The 14,827-nt window shown below is 70.5% G+C and carries 13 protein-coding genes; 8 read left to right on the top strand and 5 right to left on the bottom strand.

The window, feature by feature from the left end:
- The first annotated feature begins 161 nt into the window (after positions 1-161).
- On the top strand, positions 162-725 hold the full coding sequence (locus U9R90_RS24220; RefSeq protein ID WP_411058765.1) for a SigE family RNA polymerase sigma factor: 564 nt from the start codon (positions 162-164) through the stop codon (positions 723-725).
- Positions 722-1,975 (top strand): WD40 repeat domain-containing protein, encoded by a 1,254-nt coding sequence (locus tag U9R90_RS24215; RefSeq protein ID WP_411058764.1) that lies wholly within the window; start codon positions 722-724, stop codon positions 1,973-1,975. Before U9R90_RS24220 ends, U9R90_RS24215 begins: the two co-directional genes overlap by 4 nt.
- Positions 1,976-2,003: 28 nt before the next feature.
- Here the strand turns inward: U9R90_RS24215 and dapA are convergent, their stop codons facing one another.
- Positions 2,004-2,906: a 4-hydroxy-tetrahydrodipicolinate synthase gene (dapA, locus tag U9R90_RS24210; RefSeq protein ID WP_411058763.1), complete on the bottom strand. Its 903-nt coding sequence runs from the start codon at positions 2,904-2,906 to the stop codon at positions 2,004-2,006.
- 171 nt (positions 2,907-3,077) lie between these two features.
- Here dapA and U9R90_RS24205 point away from each other — a divergent pair, with 171 nt between their 5' ends.
- Positions 3,078-3,782: an antibiotic biosynthesis monooxygenase gene (locus U9R90_RS24205; protein WP_411058762.1), complete on the top strand. Its 705-nt coding sequence runs from the start codon at positions 3,078-3,080 to the stop codon at positions 3,780-3,782.
- Positions 3,783-3,838: 56 nt separating this feature from the next.
- Here U9R90_RS24205 and U9R90_RS24200 read toward each other — a convergent pair whose 3' ends face one another.
- Positions 3,839-5,707, bottom strand: a complete 1,869-nt coding sequence (locus U9R90_RS24200; protein ID WP_411058761.1) for an endonuclease/exonuclease/phosphatase family protein — start codon at positions 5,705-5,707, stop codon at positions 3,839-3,841.
- A 282-nt stretch (positions 5,708-5,989) separates the two neighbouring features.
- Here U9R90_RS24200 and U9R90_RS24195 point away from each other — a divergent pair, with 282 nt between their 5' ends.
- Positions 5,990-7,465 (top strand): hypothetical protein, encoded by a 1,476-nt coding sequence (locus U9R90_RS24195; protein ID WP_411058760.1) that lies wholly within the window; start codon positions 5,990-5,992, stop codon positions 7,463-7,465.
- Positions 7,466-7,525: 60 nt separating this feature from the next.
- Here U9R90_RS24195 and U9R90_RS24190 read toward each other — a convergent pair whose 3' ends face one another.
- Together U9R90_RS24190 and U9R90_RS24185 are read right to left on the bottom strand one after the other, a co-directional pair.
- Positions 7,526-9,109, bottom strand: a complete 1,584-nt coding sequence (locus U9R90_RS24190; RefSeq protein WP_411058759.1) for a TROVE domain-containing protein — start codon at positions 9,107-9,109, stop codon at positions 7,526-7,528.
- A gap of 512 nt (positions 9,110-9,621) precedes the next feature.
- The gene (locus U9R90_RS24185) at positions 9,622-11,085 is read right to left on the bottom strand and encodes an alkaline phosphatase PhoX (RefSeq protein ID WP_411058758.1); all 1,464 of its coding nucleotides are present in this window, start codon (positions 11,083-11,085) and stop codon (positions 9,622-9,624) included.
- Between the two features lie 114 nt (positions 11,086-11,199).
- On the opposite strand from U9R90_RS24185, the gene U9R90_RS24180 reads away from it, so the two are divergent.
- From U9R90_RS24180 to U9R90_RS24165, 4 genes are all read left to right on the top strand, one after another.
- Positions 11,200-11,979 (top strand): SDR family NAD(P)-dependent oxidoreductase, encoded by a 780-nt coding sequence (locus tag U9R90_RS24180; protein ID WP_411058757.1) that lies wholly within the window; start codon positions 11,200-11,202, stop codon positions 11,977-11,979.
- A gap of 216 nt (positions 11,980-12,195) precedes the next feature.
- Positions 12,196-12,390, top strand: a complete 195-nt coding sequence (locus tag U9R90_RS24175; protein ID WP_411058756.1) for a hypothetical protein — start codon at positions 12,196-12,198, stop codon at positions 12,388-12,390.
- A 107-nt stretch (positions 12,391-12,497) separates the two neighbouring features.
- On the top strand, positions 12,498-13,649 hold the full coding sequence (locus U9R90_RS24170; RefSeq protein ID WP_411059790.1) for a hypothetical protein: 1,152 nt from the start codon (positions 12,498-12,500) through the stop codon (positions 13,647-13,649).
- Between the two features lie 29 nt (positions 13,650-13,678).
- Positions 13,679-14,128: a hypothetical protein gene (locus U9R90_RS24165; protein WP_411058754.1), complete on the top strand. Its 450-nt coding sequence runs from the start codon at positions 13,679-13,681 to the stop codon at positions 14,126-14,128.
- A 90-nt stretch (positions 14,129-14,218) separates the two neighbouring features.
- Here the strand turns inward: U9R90_RS24165 and U9R90_RS24160 are convergent.
- Positions 14,219-14,827 (bottom strand): TerD family protein (locus U9R90_RS24160; protein WP_411058753.1); only part of this gene is annotated, 609 nt, incomplete at its 5' end.

The raw sequence follows: 14,827 nt of genomic DNA, 5'->3' as shown, positions 1-14,827 counted from the left end.
GCCCCACCCCGCGCCCCCCCCCGGCGCCGGGGGGGGGGGGGCCGCTTCGCGTCACGGGCGCGGCACAGGCATAGCCGGGGACCCCGGGACGCGTCACCCAGGACAGCGGGACCCCAGGGCCCGGGGACACCCGATCAGCGGAAGAGAGACCGAAGGTGACGATGGATGCCAAGAGCGAAGAGAGATTCCGCGAGTTCGTGGCGGCCAGGTCGGCCGCCCTGCTGAAGACCGCGGTGCTGCTCACCGGCGGCGACCGGCACGCGGCCGAGGATCTGCTGCAGAACGCGCTGATCAAGGCCGCTGGCCGGTGGAGCCGTATCGACGAGCCCGAGGCGTACGTACGGCAGATCCTCTACCGGCAGCAGGTCAGCCGCTGGCGGCTGAAGTGGCCCCGGCGCGAACTCACCGTCGCCGAACTGCCCGAGGGCCGGAGGCCGGGAGACGGCGACGGGGCGGGCGCCGCCGAACTGCGGGTCGTGATGCGCGGCGCGCTCGCCCGGCTCACCGCGCGGCAGCGCACCGTACTGGTCCTGCGCTACTTCGAGGATCTCCCCGAGGCGGAGGTGGCCCGCCTGCTCGGCTGCTCGGTCGGCACGGTGCGCTCCACCACGCACCGGTCGCTGGCCCGGCTGCGCAGCCTCGCACCCGAACTCACCGCGCTCGGCCCCGCCGCGGCGGAGGAACCGCCGTCCCGTGACTTCTCGCCTGTGGAGGTACGACCGTGAACGTCGATGAACTGCTGCGCGACTCGCTCCAGGAGATCTCGGACGACGGGGCACATCCGCCCGGCGACCTGGCCGACCGGGCACTCGCGGTCGGCAAGCGTCGTAGGACCCGTCGGGTGGCCGGTGCCGCCGCGGCGACCGTAGCGGCTGTCGCGGTCGCGGTGGGCGTCCCGATGCTGGCCACCGGACCCGATGAGACCTCGTCGGCGGCCGCCCCCCGCCTGGCGAGCCAGGACCAGCAGGATGATGTCGTCGCCCACCCCGACCAGTCGCCGCCGAAGGACCTGATCGCGGCCGGGGACACGGCGTTGGCCGCGTTCACCACGCAGAAGCGGGTCAAGCAGCCGAACCGCGACGAGATCATCACCCGTACCTACGGTCTGCTCAACCAGAAGACCGGCACCTACGAGAAGACCGACAAGTGGGCCTTCCTGGCCGTCGCCCCCGGCATGCGGACCGCCGCCGTACTGGAGGGTGAGCTGCCCGCCAAGCGCATCGGCCTGCTCGATCTGGCCACCGGCAAGGTGGACCGCTGGATTCCGGTCGAGCAGGGTGTCGGCGGTGTCGCCTTCTCGCCCGACGGCAGGAAGCTCGTCGCGACCACCTACGACAAGAACCCGGACCGGTTGTTCTGGGAGCACAAGATGAACGTCAACGGCAAGGACGAGCCGGGCCAGTACCCCAGCAGGACCGGATTCACCGTCATCGACTTCCAGTCGGGCGAGGCGGAGTGGCACAAGGCCCCGACGGAGAGCGACGAGACGGGGTTCCCCGGCAACAGCCGTGAGGACTTCGCCTTCAGCCACGACGGGTCGCTCGTCTATGCGCACCTCATCACCGAGCCGCACCGCGAGTACTACGACCTCAAGGGCGCCAAGGCACCGACCCCGCCCGAGGAGAAGCACCTGACCTACGTCGAGGCGGGGCTCTCGCCCGACGGCAAGCTGGCGGCGGGCGAGTTCGCGGGCAAGGGCGACGAGATCGCCTCCGCGGTCAACGACCCCCGGACCGGCAAGCTGGTCGCCAAGGTGCCCGCGCAGCAGCTGCTGGCCTGGGCCGACAACAAGCGGATCATCGCCTGGGGCTGTGACCCGAAGAAGTGCGACGGCAAGGGCGAGTTCCGCAACCAGCTGCTGCTCGTCACCGTCGGCAGCGACAAGGTCGTGCCGCTCAGCGACTTCCGCAAGGCGAACGACGACTATCCGAGCCGCTGGACGCCGGTCTTCGCCGGGCGCGGCTACCGGGGCTGACCCGACGGCCGTTACGCGCCGACGGCTGTTACGCGGGAGCGCCGGCCAGCGACCCGTACGCGGCCACCAGCCCGTCGACCGTACTTCGGTCGGCGGGCTGCAGCGGTGCCCGCAACGGCCCTGCGGGCAGCCCGAGTTCGGTCATCAGCGCCTTCGCGGTCACCGTGCCCGGCAGGCCGTTCGCCATCATCAGCTCGATCAGCTCCGCCGCGCGCCGCTGCCGCAGCGCGGCCCCCGCCGTGTCGCCCGCGTCGTAGGCGTCGACGATCGCGCGCAGCGCACCCGGCGCCACGTTGGCGACGGTCGACACATAGCCCGCGCCGCCCACCGCGTACAGCGGCAGGATGAACTCCTCGCAGCCCGCGTAGTACGCCAGGTCGGTGCGGGCCAGCACCTTCTGGGTGCCGAGCACGTCGTACGCGCAGTCCTTGACGGCGGTGATCCGGGGGTGCTCCGCGAGGCGGATCATGGTGTCCGGCTCGATACGGGTGCCGGTGCGGCCGGGGATGTCGTACAGCATGACGGGGATGCCCACGGTGTCCGCGACCGTACGGAAGTGCGCCTCAAGGGCGTTCTGCGGCGGGCGGCTGTAGTAAGGCGTGACCACCAACACGCCGTCGGCGCCCGCCTTCTCGGCCGACAGCGCCAGCTCCGCGGTGTGCGCGGTGTCCGCGCTGCCGACCCCGGCCACCACGCTGGCCCGCTCGCCGACGGCCTCCCGCACGGCCCGCACCAGGGCGGACTTCTCCTCGTCGGTGGTGGTGGGGGACTCGCCGGTGGTGCCGGACAGCACCAGACCGTCGCAGCCCTCGCCGACCAGGTGGACGGCCAGCCGCTGGGCGCCGTCGAGGTCCAGGGTGCCGCTGTCGGTGAAGGGGGTGATCATCGCGCACAGGGCGCGGCCGAAGGGAGTGGTGGCAGACGTCGTCATAGGCGCAGTCTCGGCGGCCCGAGTCTATAGCTCCACTTAATTCTTCTTCAGGGTAGAAGTAAGCAGGTCTACGAGATGCCCGCCGATCGCCCTTGACGTCAACCTTGGTTCATCTTTGAGCATGGGGATCACAGCACACCCGAACGGAGTGCGCGGAACGAGGAGTTCACCATGAGCGTGCGGATCGACACCCTTCCCCAGATCACCCGCCCCGGCGTCGGCGCGGTGCTCGCCAGCACCTGGCGGGTCGGCACCCCCGAGCGCCAGCGGGCGGCCGTGGACGCGATCCGTGAGACGTGGGAGAGCAGGCCCTGGCCGACCGACGACCTCCTCTCGTACAGCGTCTACACCGGCACCGACGGAGACACGCTCCTGCACTACTCGCAGTGGCGCGACGTGGCGGCGTACGACACCTTCGTCCGGAATCACCGCGACGAGCGGAACGCGGAGATCGACGCGGCGGTGCCCGGCATCCAGCGGGTCGCGCTCGACAAGTACGAGCTCTACCGCAGCGGGGCGCTGGACGGCGAAGCCCGCACACCCGGCGCCATCGTGATCGTCGACGTGGAGTTCGAAGGGCCGGACCCGCAGCGGCAGCGGGCCTGGGTCGATGCCGTGTTCGAGGCGCTGGCCTCGGACAAGCCGCACCCCGGTGGCATCTCAGGCCACTTCCACACCAGCCTGGACGGCACCCGGGTGCTCAACTACGCCGAATGGGAGAGCGAGCAGGCCCATATCGAAGCGCTCGCCGCCCCCGGCGACGGCATCGGCTCACCCACGCCCGAGTGGCACCAGGTGCAGAACTTCCCCGGTCTGACCCGCGGCGGCGGCGTCAAGCGCTACCTGCCCGCGATCAGCCTCAGCGCCGCCGAGTGAGACGCGACCGGCCGGGTCCGGCCCTTCGTGCGAGGGCCGGACCCAGGCGGGGTACGTCACGGCTTGAAGCGGAGCACCTGCGGGTCGTGGTCGCTGTTCTGCTGGGCGAACTCCGCGTTGATGTGCACGCTGTCGTACTGGAACCGGCGAATCGACGGGCTGGTCAGGATCTGGTCCAGGACCTGGCTGTTGCCCTGGTAGACATACGAGTAACGCTCCTCGCGCGGCAGCGACTTGACCGCCGGGTAGAGCACCCCGCCGTCAGTGAGGGCCTCGGTGGTCGCCGAGAACTCGAAGTCGTTGATGTCGCCGAGGACGATGACATCGGCCTTCTTCTGGACCTTCAGGATGTCCTTCACCAGGCCGTTGACGGCCTGCGCCTGGCGCAGCCGCTTGGCCTCGGACTTGCGGTTCGGGGGCTGGAGGTGCGCGGTCAGCGACTGGTCGCCGCCCTTGGAGCCGAAGTGGTTGGCGATCAGGAAGACCTTGCGGCCGCGGAAGGTGAACTCGCCCGCGAGCGGCTTGCGGCTGTTGTCCCAGGCGTCGTTGACCGGGTCGACGCGTCCTGGCGAGTGGGTCAGCGCGGCCTTGCCCCGCTCGCGCACCACACCGGTCGCGGTGGTGGCGTCGCCGCCGGGACGGTCGGTGAACGAGACCCGCGCCGGGTTGAACAGGAACACCGAGCGGATGTTGCCGCCCGGCTGGCCGCCGTCCTTGTTGTTCTCGGGGTCGATCGAGCGCCAGTCGTAGGAGGGCCCGCCCGCGGCCTCGATCGCGTCCGTGAACCGCTTCAGGGTCTCGTCCGCGGCGACCGTGCCGTCGTTCTTCGGGCCGCTGTTGTCCTGGATCTCCTCCAGGGTGAGGATGTCGGGGCTCGCGAGGTTGCGCACCACGGCACCGGCGAGCGCGTCGAACTTCTCCTGCGAGTCGGCCGCGCTGAGGTTCTCCACGTTGTACGTCGCCACGGCCAGCTCCTTGCGGCGCTGCCTGCGCGTCTTCTCCGCGGTGAGGCCGTTGTCGGTGACCGTGCCCAGGGTGCGGGCCGCCAGGTTGTAGCCGCCGAACTGGTCGAAGTCCAGCGGGCCTTCGGTCCGGCCGGTCAGCTCGTCTCCGACGTTGGCCTGCGGGAAGGGCTGCTCGGCGAGCGGGGCGAGCTGCTCGATCTTCAGCCGCCCGCCGTTCTGCGAGGTGTACGAGCCGTAGACGGCGCCGCCGCGCGGGCTGGCGTTCTCCTCGGGCTTGACCGTGACCCACACCTCGCCGTACTTGGTGCTGGGGCCGATCACACGGGAGGAGTCGATGGCGACGTTCATGCCCTCCAGCGACTCGTAGAAGTCCAGGGCGTAGGCGTCCGGCTGGAGGTCCAGGCCGTTGACGCTGCCGCCGTCGGCCGGGTCGCCGTCGGGTACGTACGCGTCGGGCACGGCCGCGGCGTCGATGACCGCGGGGGCGGGCAGGTCGTTGTCCGACGACTCGACCGTCACCGCCGGCTTGGAGATCTGCGTGACGGACTGGTTGCCGGACTTGGTGCCGCCCGGGATGTACTCGCCGACGAGACCGGAGACCCGTACCGCGTCACCCGTCTTCACCGTGGGCACCGAGCCGGTGTAGACGAAGACGCCCTCGCTCGTCGCCGGGTCGGCGTCGACCTGCGGGTCCTGGATCCAGAAGCCGCGCGAGCCGTAGGTGCGGACCCCGGTCACGATGCCGGAGACATCGCTGACCTGCTGTCCGGCGAGCGGCGAGACGCGGGTGTCGCCCTGGATGTCATGGATACGGAGCTCGTAGGCCGGGGCGGAGCTCGCCGTGGTGGCGGACAGGAGACCGGCGGCCAGTGCGGTGGCCACGACGGTGGAGACGGCCGCGGAGCGGCGGATCGTGCGGTGCGGGGTGCGGGAGGAGGGCATCGCTATTCGCGGTGGCATCGACAGACTCCGTGCTGGATGAGGGGCCCCTGGATGAGAGGGGACCTGGGAGGTGGCCGTACTGCGGGTGTGCTGCGTGTGTTGCGTGTGCTGCGGTCGGTACGACCGCTGGTTCTACGCGCGTCAATCTCTTCTGTCGTCAAGGCAGTTGTCAAGGGTTCATCGATGTACGGCTCCTGACGGGTACATGAACCGGGCAGCAGGGGACGAAATCCGTCTACGCTGGACCCCCGATCCGGATCCACCGAGACCTCCGAGTCCGCCCGAGGAGAGAACCAGCCGATGTCCTCAGAACGCTCCACCCTGCCGCCGGTGCGGCTGACTTCCGAGGCGGAGCTCGCGCGGGACGCGCTCGCCAGTCCGCTGTTCGCCCGCGCCGTGCGGCTCGCCCGCTGGGCGGGCCCGGAAACCCGGGTCGGCGCGGGCGGCGAACTCGTCGATGCCCAACTGCCGGAAGCGGCGGCACACCTCGGCTACGACGCGGACGACGAGGACGGGCCCGCGTACGCGAGCGAGGCCTGGCGGGTCGCGGTCGACACCGGCCTGGTGGAGGTCGTCGACGGCGACGCGGACGACGCCGAAGGCACCGTCACCACCGGCGAGGACCTCGCGGCCGTCACATCGGGCAGTCCGCAGGACGTCCTCGCGCTCTGGCTCGGCGCCCTGGAGACCGTACTGGCCGACGCCACCGTGCCCGACCTGGAAGGCATCGTCGACGCCCTCCACAGCGGCGGCGACCTCGACCTCGACCAGCTGGACTGGGACCCGGCCGCCGAGGCCGACTTCCTGGACGGCGTACTCGGCAACCTCTACCTGCTCACCGTCAGCGAAATCGCCTCCGCCGGCGGCCCCGGCTCCGGCGACGAACCCGTGCCGCTGCCCGCACTCGCCGCGTCGATGATCGTGCCCGACGACATGGGGGAGCCCACGGACGACATCCTGGAGCAGGTCTCCGACGCGATGATGCGCCTGGACGACCAGTTCCGGATGCTGGAGCCGATCGGGCTCGTCGAGTTCCGCCCGGTCGACGAGGAACTGATGGCCGAGGCCGGTTCGGACCCGGCCGCCGACGCCGCATCCCTCGAAGAGGAGGACATCTCCCGCTACGGCCTGGTGCGGCTGACCCCGCTCGGCCTGTACGGCGTACGCGCCCGGATGCTGGAGGCCGGAGTCGACGCGCCCGCGGTCGGTGACCTCGCGGACAAGGGCGCCGACACCCTCCTCGACCTCGCCGCCGACTTCCCGCAGGCCGCGGCACGCGCCGAGACCGAGCAGTGGCTCGCCCGGCGCGAACCCCTCGCCGCGGCCCGGGAACTGCTCGCAGCCGCGCACGGCGAGGACGAGCGCGCCCCGCTGCGCCGCCTGCACTGCCAGCAGGCCCTGTCCCTGGTGGCCGACCAGGCCGAGCCCGCGCTGCGCGAGGTCCTGGACGACGCGGAACTCGGCGGCCTGGCCCGCGTCTGGCTCACCGAGCGCGGGGCCGCCGACGTGCCGGCGCCGAGTGAGGCGATGGTGTACTGGCTGACCGTCGACACCATCGCCGCGCAGCTCGCCGCCGAGGGCAACTCCGACGAACTGCAGGGCCTGGTGGAGGGGCTGGCCGAGCAGCACAGCGGCTTCTTCGACACGGCCTGGCGGGTCGACCACCCGGCGACCGCCGACGTACTGGAGGCGATGGGGCGGCTGCACCCCGACAAGCAGGTGGCCAAGGAGGCCCGTAAGGCGGCGTTCAAGGCGCGGTCGCTGCGGGGCGCTTAGGGCTCAGCCGGGGCATGGGGTGCCCGACCCCGGTACGGGCACCCCACGCGTCACCCTCTCTTACGCGACCCAGGGCCAGTCGGCGTCCCGGCCGCTCTCCAGGAGCGGCACCATCCGGAACGCCGCGTCCGAAAGCCCCCCGAACACATGCCGCATCGCGCTGCCCGACCGGCCGTGGCCCGCGCGGTACCCCGCGAGGTTCCAGGTGTAAACGGGGACGTCCGCCGGTACCTGCTCGGTCGGGTCGCCGTGGCTGTGCGGCGCGTACTGCTCGTCGGTGACGATCAGCACCCGGTCGTGCTTCTTGTAGTGCGTACGCACCGCGCCGGTGGTGTCGGTGCCGCCGAGGTTGCTGAACCGCCCCAGGACCTTGAGCACCGACTCGCCCTTGCGGTACTTCACCCGTGCGCTGGTCGAACCGAACTCCACCAGGTCCGCGTTCGCGGCCCGCATCGCCACCGCGGCGCCGAACACCGCGGCCGCGTCCGCGCGGGTCAGCTCCGAGCGGTCCGACAGACGCGAAAAGAACATCGAGCCCGAGCGGTCCACCAGGACCAGCGTGCGGCCCGGCAGCGAGGGCACCTGGGCCAGCGAGTGGCCGAGCGCCTGCTCCAGCGGGTACGACCAGCGCAGCGAGGGCGCGTGCTGGTAGGCGGCCAGATAGCGGAACGGGAACTGCCGTGAGCGCCCGACCTCCTGCGGGTCCGAGATCTTCGCCGCGACCTCCGCCGCGACCTTGTCCGACACCCCGGCCTCGTCGAAGTTCCTCAGGTTGCGAACCAGCGCCATCGCCCCCATCGACGGAATCACCGCCTCCCACGCCTTGGCGTCCATCGGCCCCTGCAGCCAGCCCGCGAGCGCCTCCCAGGTCATCCCGGCCTCGGCGAGGTGCTGGGCCCCGTCGGGTGCGGTGACGACCGCGCGGCGGTCCGCGACCGGAACCGACATCAGCTCGCGGTGTGCGGTCAGGGTCCGGTTCGACGCGGGCGGTACCGCGCTCTCCGGGTGGTGCCGACGGTCCAGGGCGTACTGGAACAGCTCGCCCTGCCACGGCTTGTCCGGGTCGGGCGAGGCGTGCACCAGGTTGAGGATGTCGCCGAAGCGGTAACCCTTGGACGCGGTGTCGTACTTGAGCAGCGACTTGCCGTGGTAGAGGCGGCGCACCGCGTCGGCGATACCGCGCTTGACGGGCTTGGGCACGCTGCGGCCGTACCGCGAGGTCCAGTAGCCGAGCAGCTCACCCGGCTCGTCGGGGCGGCGCAGCACGGAGGAGATCACCTGGCGGTTGGTCGGGCCGTGCTCGGCGCCCGCGTCCAGGCGCGCCTTGACGTACTCGGCGGCGCCGACGAGCGAGGCGGTACGCAGCTGGCCCTCGCCCCGCAGCCAGCCGAGCAGGCCCGCGGTCCACTCCGGGTCCGCCACGGCGAGCTTGCGCACGAGGGCGGCGAAGCGGTCGTCCCGGTCGTCGCCGGACTCGTAGAAGGTCTGCTGCGACACGAGATTGCTGACCGCGAGCAGAAAAAGCTCGGAGCGCGGGTCGCGGGCGGCGCCGCGGCCGCCCTCGTGGGTACGGATGGCGGTCCCGGTCGACCGCACGGGCGAAGTGCCCTGCGCCTTAGCGGACTTGGAGTTGAAGCGTGCCATGGTGAATTCCCCCGAATTCGACGAGAAAGCTGAGAAAGAGGGGGGAGGCCATGGCGAAGGAGCGTGCCCGAGTTCAGAGGTCGGCGACGGTCCTTATGTCAGATGCTCTACCTCTTGAGCTACACCGACCCGAAGTCGATGACGAGGACTTGAACCCCGCAACCGTCCGATCCCGAAGTATCCGTTGCCTGCGCACCGGGCACACCGATGCTGAGCCTCCCGAGATCAGATCGGCGGCGGCGTGAGTTCTTGAGAAGAAGTAGCCGCTGCCTGCGCACCGGGAGGTGCATATCAAGTTGTGGTGTCCAGAGTTCAAGGCCGGCGGAACCGACATTAGGTGCTCTGCCTCTGAGCTACACCGGCACGAGTACCGGCGGCGGGATTCGAACCCGCGGCCTCCCCATTAGAAGTGGAAGTAGGTCCTGCCTGTCGCACCTGGACAGGTATGACTCTAAGAGGCCAACGGGCTCGCGCGCGAAGGGTTTTTCCCGCGTCTTCCCGCGTCGGTACTTCTAGCGGCGGGGTTGGCGCTTCCAGGGGCCCGTGATGGCCAGCATGATGCCCGGCTCCTGGACGTTGGCGTAGAGCGTCTTCCCGTCGGCGGAGAACACAACTCCCGTGAACTCGGCGAACTCTGGCTCGTCGTTCGTGCCGATGTTCACCTCGTTGCGGGCGATCGGATACGTACGCCCGCTGTCGGTCGCGCCGAAGAGGTGCTGCAGGCCCTCGCCGTCCTCGGCGATGATGAGGCCGCCGTAGGGCGAGACGGTGATGTTGTCCGGGCCGTCGAAGGCGCCGTCCTTCCAGACGTCCGGGTTCACGCCGAGCCGCACCTTCAGGGTCAGGGTGCGGCGGCGCGGGTCGTAGAACCAGACCTGGCCGTCGTGCGGTTCGCCGGGGCTGTCGTCGTCGCGGGCGTAGGAGGCGACGATGTACGCGCCGCCGTCGCCCCACCACATGCCCTCCAGCTTGCGGGCCCTGGTGACCTCGTCCTCGCCGAACTGCTCGCGCACCGGGACCTCGCGGGCGTCGCGGTCGGGGACGTCCACCCAGTCCACGCCGTACACCGTGCCGATCTTCGTGGCGCGGGACAGGTCGTCCACGTAACGGCCGCCGGAGTCGAAGCACTTGGGCGCCTGGAGCACGCCCGCGTCGTCGGCGAGCGTACGGAACTGGCCGCGCCCGTGCCGGAAGCCCTTCGGCGGCACCCAGCGGAAGAACAGGCCGTTGGGGTTCTTGTCGTCCTCGGTGAGGTAGGCGTGTCCGCGCTTGGGGTCGACGACCACGGCCTCGTGGTCGTAACGGCCGAAGAACTTCAGCGGCTTGGGGGCGCGGTTGGCGCGGCGGTCGTAGGGGTCGACCTCGAAGACGTAGCCGTGGTCCTTGGTCATGCCGTTCTCACCGGCCAGGTCGGAGTTCTCCTCGCAGGTCAGCCAGGTGCCCCAGGAGGTGCGTCCGCCCGCGCAGTTGGTGGAGGTGCCCGCGATACCGACCCACTGCGCGACCTCGCCGCCCTTGCGGACCTCCACGACCGTGCAGCCACCGGACGCGGCCGGGTCGTAGACCAGGCCTTCGGCGAGCGGCACCGGGTGCTCCCAGCGCGACCTGGCGCCCTTGAGTTCGTGGTTGACGACCAGCAGGGTCACCCCGCCGCGGCCTTCGAAGGTGGCGGTGCCGTCGTGCTTCTGCGGTGTGAACTCGCCGCTCTCCAGCTTGGTCTCGCCGGTACGGGTGATGATCCGGTACGAGAATCCCGCGGGCAGGGAGAGGATCCCCTCGGGGTCGGGGACCAGCGGGCCGTAGCCGGGGCCCGCGGCCTTCGCGTCGTCGGCCTTGCCCTCGGTGCCGTCGGTGTCGACGTCCTGGGACGCCAGGGCGCCGTCGGTGGTGGCGAGCACCCCGGCCGTACCGGCCAGCGCGACTCCGGCGCCGGTGAGCGCGGAGCGCTTGGCGAAGTCCCTGCGGGTGAGTGGCATCGAATCTCCTTGAACGGTGAGGAGGACATGCGGCGGTGCTGGTTTCGCGCCTTACGGTCCCGCCCGCGTATAAACGGCGGTTGAACTCCGTCCTACGTCGAGAGGCCCGCTTCGATGTCGCTACCCCTGTCCCTGCCCGCAACCGGTCGCCGGGTACTCGTCTCCGGCGCGTCCCGCGGCCTCGGCCGCGCCGTCGCCCGGGCCTTCGCGGCGAACGGGGACCGGGTCGCCGTGCACTTCGGCTCGCGCCGCGAGGAGGCCGAGCGGACGCTGGACTCGCTGGACGGCACCGGGCACGCACTGGTCGGCGGTGACCTGGCGGACGCGGCGGGGGCCGAGCACGTCGCCGGGCGGGCCGCTGACGCGCTGGGCGGGATCGACGTCCTGGTGAACAACGCGGCCGTCAACCTGCGCCACCCGCTGCCGGAGACGTCGTACGAGGACTGGGCGGCGCTCTGGCAGCAGCATGTAGCGGTCAACCTCCTCGCTACAGCGAACCTCAGCCATCTCGCGGGGCGTCGGATGATCGACCAGGGCAGCGGCGGCCGCATCGTCAACATCGGCTCGCGCGGGGCCTTCCGCGGTGAGCCCGACCACCCCGCGTACGGTGCGACCAAGGCCGCCGTGCACGCGCTCGGCCAGTCGCTGGCCGTGTCGCTGGCGCCGTACGGGATCGGTGTGGCGTCCGTGGCGCCGGGCTTCTTCGAGACCGAGCGAGTGGCGGACCGGCTCAGTGGCGCGGAGGGCGAGGCGATCCGGGCGCAGAGCCCGTTCGGCCGGGTGGCGGACGCGGACGAGGTGGCGGCCGCGGTGCTGTGGCTGGCCTCACCTGCGGCCGAGTGGTCGTCGGGTGCGGTGCTCGACCTCAACGGCGCCTCGTATCTGCGTACCTGACGCCCCGTAACCGCGCATCAGACCCACACGCCCCCGCGGAGAAATCTTGATAAACAAGGTCAACTGGCACGGATCACAACCAAACCCAAGATTTCGTGCCGAACACCTTGACCAGTCGTGCGGGGGGCAATAGACAGGGGCTACACCTGCAGTACCCGCGGAGAGGCGAGCCCGGTGGACGCACACGAGGCACGTGAACTCCATGAGAGTCAGCTGATGAAGCTGGCCAACGTGACCGGAGTCGGCACCGGGAGGGACGAGCACTCGGGCGAAGACGTGATCATCGTCTTCGTGACCCGCAAAGTGCCCCGTGACCGGCTCCGGGACGAAGACGTGGTTCCCGAACGACTCGACGGCGTGCCCGTTCGCGTGCTCGCGATCGGTCAGGTCGACGCCCAAGGCGATACGTAACGCCCCACCAGGCGATACCTAACGCCCCACCAAACGGGTGGTGAGGGAACCCCCGCGCTTCAGGCAAGGGGAAGAGGTGGTCTGGCGTGACGAGCCAGCCCGAATTGATGCGAGGACCCACTGGTGGTCGGCTGAGCGACAGCAGTCGGCAGCAGGCCATGTCCGACTTCCTGCGACCGCAGGAACCGCTGTCCAATGTGGTCGGCTTCGGCCATGGCGTGAAGTGGATCGAAGGACAACCCACCGGCGAGCAGGCCGTACTCGTCTTCGTGACCCAGAAGGTCCCGGAGTCCATGCTTCCGGAGCGGGACATGATCCCGCGCCATATGGACGACGGCACCCCGACCGACGTCGTGGCCGTCGGCCATATCGCCGCTCAGCGCAGCGGCGGGCGGCAGCGCGCCCAGTCCAGCAGGATGGGTGAGCAGCAGGAGACCTCGTACCGGCCCGACGGCAGCGTCGCCGAGCAGCTCTCGCAGCTGTCCCAGCCGCTACTCGAGGAGCTCGGCCAGGTCGCCGCGTTCGAGCCGCAGATCCTCAGGCGCCGTATGCGGCCCTGCCCTTCCGGCTTCTCGGTGGGCAACGTACGCGTGACGGCGGGCACCCTCGGCAGCGTGGTGTACGACTTCCTGCCGGGCGCCTCCGTCGACCCGCCGGGCCCCGGGCTCGGCGTACCGGCGAGGTTCTACATCCTCTCCAACAACCATGTGCTCGCCGACTCCAACCGTGCGCAGCTGGGCAGCGCGATCGTGCAGCCCGGTGTGTTCGACGGCGGGCAGGACCCGGCCGACCGGATCGCGACCCTGTCGCGGTTCGTCACCATCCAGTTCGCCCCGCAGATCCCGCTGGAGCGGCACAACAACGTGGTGGACGCGGCGCTGGGCACCGTGGAGTTCCAGGACGCCACGCGCGAGCAGTACTTCAGCGGCGCGCCGCGCGCCTGGCGGCGCAAGGCCAACGTGGCGGTCGGCGACCTGGTGAAGAAGTCCGGGCGGACGACGAACATCAGCTTCGGCCGGGTCATCTCGGTCGACGCGACGGTCGACGTCAACTACGGCACGGCGGGGATGGCCCGGTTCAAGGACCAGATCCTCACCACGAACATCTCCGCCGGCGGCGACTCCGGTTCGCTGGTGACCTCGCTCGACAACACCGCGGTCGGTCTGCTGTTCGCGGGCTCCTCGGTCGTCACCGTGGCCAACCACATCGAGAACGTCCGCGCGCTGCTGCGCGTGGAGGTCTCCGAGCAGCTGGCCTGAAGAGCGGCCCGAAAGAGGCAGGAGGCACCATGAGCACACAGGCACGCAAGGGGAAGGGCCGGGAGAGCTCCGAGCACCGCTTCCACAACCCGCAGGGCGCGGAGGTCAAGACGCGTGACGAGGCGTTCGCCACGCAGCAGATGGACCTGACCGACGAGGCGGTGTCGACGGACTGCAAGCTGTCGCTCCACAACGGCCAGGTCACCTTCGCCATCGAGCTGAAGTACAACCCGAACACCTACCCGCACGTGGTGACCGGCGGCAAGATCACGGCCGGTATCTGCGGCGCTCCGTGGGACATCACGGGTGGCTTCGTCGGCGAGACGATCCGGCTGGACGCGAAGCGCGCGGGGCAGGGGTCCTGCGCCAACACGATCACGATCGTCGGTGAGTACCAGAACCCGCCGGCGTACCGCGGCACGTACGGCTTCAACGGCGCGACGTCGTCCTTCAGGCACACGACACGCTACGAGTGCTGACACGCTCCTGGCGCGCGTGCGGTGGGCGGGGTCCCGGATCTCGGGGCCCCGCCCACCGGCGTGCACGGGTGCATGGCTGCGCGGGTAGTACTAGAGCGCCTGCGCGCCGGGCTTCACCATGTCGCGTACGGTGCGGGCCTTGACGAAGTCGCCGACCGCCGTCATCTCCCACTCGCCGGAGAACTGACGGATCAGCTTCGCCATGATCACGCCCGTCTGCGCCTCGGCGTTGGTCAGGTCGAAGCGGGCGAGCTCCTCGCCGGACTCGGCGTCCAGCAGGCGGCAGTAGGCCTTGGCGACCTCGGTGAACTTCTGGCCGGAGAAGGAGTTGACCGTGAAGACCAGGCCGGAGGCCTCGGCGGGGATCCGGCCCAGGTCGACCATGATCACCTCGTCGTCGCCTCCGCCCTCGCCGGTGAGGTTGTCGCCGGAGTGCTTGATCGCGCCGTTCAGGATCGAGAGCTTGCCGAAGTAGCAGCTTTCGAGGTGGTTGCGCCGGGGGCCGTAGGCGATGACCGAGGCGTCCAGGTCGATGTCCCTGCCCCGGAACGCGGGCTCCCAGCCGAGGCCCATCTTGACCCGCGACAGCAGTGGGCGGCCACCCTTGACCAGGGACACGGTCTGGTTCTTCTGCAGGCTGACCCGGCCCTTGTCCAGGTTGATCTTCCCGGTGCCGGGCGCGGGCGCGGGTGCGGCGGC

It is taken from the genome of Streptomyces sp. E11-3, from assembly GCF_046540415.1.
Taxonomy (GTDB): domain Bacteria; phylum Actinomycetota; class Actinomycetes; order Streptomycetales; family Streptomycetaceae; genus Streptomyces.
The sequence above is the reverse complement of the archived record's forward strand: the minus strand, read 5'-3'. Positions and strand labels throughout refer to the sequence as shown.

What these genes read in the sequence shown, in the direction of transcription:
- U9R90_RS24205 (WP_411058762.1), top strand. Translation starts at nt 3,078, where the DNA reads ATGAGCGTGCGGATCGACACCCTTCCCCAGATCACCCGCCCCGGCGTC.
- U9R90_RS24165 (WP_411058754.1), top strand. Translation starts at nt 13,679, where the DNA reads ATGAGCACACAGGCACGCAAGGGGAAGGGCCGGGAGAGCTCCGAGCAC.
- U9R90_RS24175 (WP_411058756.1), top strand. Translation starts at nt 12,196, where the DNA reads ATGAAGCTGGCCAACGTGACCGGAGTCGGCACCGGGAGGGACGAGCAC.
- U9R90_RS24180 (WP_411058757.1), top strand. Translation starts at nt 11,200, where the DNA reads ATGTCGCTACCCCTGTCCCTGCCCGCAACCGGTCGCCGGGTACTCGTC.
- U9R90_RS24220 (WP_411058765.1), top strand. Translation starts at nt 162, where the DNA reads ATGGATGCCAAGAGCGAAGAGAGATTCCGCGAGTTCGTGGCGGCCAGG.
- U9R90_RS24185 (WP_411058758.1), bottom strand. Translation starts at nt 11,085, where the DNA reads ATGCCACTCACCCGCAGGGACTTCGCCAAGCGCTCCGCGCTCACCGGC.
- U9R90_RS24200 (WP_411058761.1), bottom strand. Translation starts at nt 5,707, where the DNA reads ATGCCACCGCGAATAGCGATGCCCTCCTCCCGCACCCCGCACCGCACG.
- dapA (WP_411058763.1), bottom strand. Translation starts at nt 2,906, where the DNA reads ATGACGACGTCTGCCACCACTCCCTTCGGCCGCGCCCTGTGCGCGATG.
- U9R90_RS24195 (WP_411058760.1), top strand. Translation starts at nt 5,990, where the DNA reads ATGTCCTCAGAACGCTCCACCCTGCCGCCGGTGCGGCTGACTTCCGAG.
- U9R90_RS24190 (WP_411058759.1), bottom strand. Translation starts at nt 9,109, where the DNA reads ATGGCACGCTTCAACTCCAAGTCCGCTAAGGCGCAGGGCACTTCGCCC.
- U9R90_RS24170 (WP_411059790.1), top strand. Translation starts at nt 12,498, where the DNA reads ATGCGAGGACCCACTGGTGGTCGGCTGAGCGACAGCAGTCGGCAGCAG.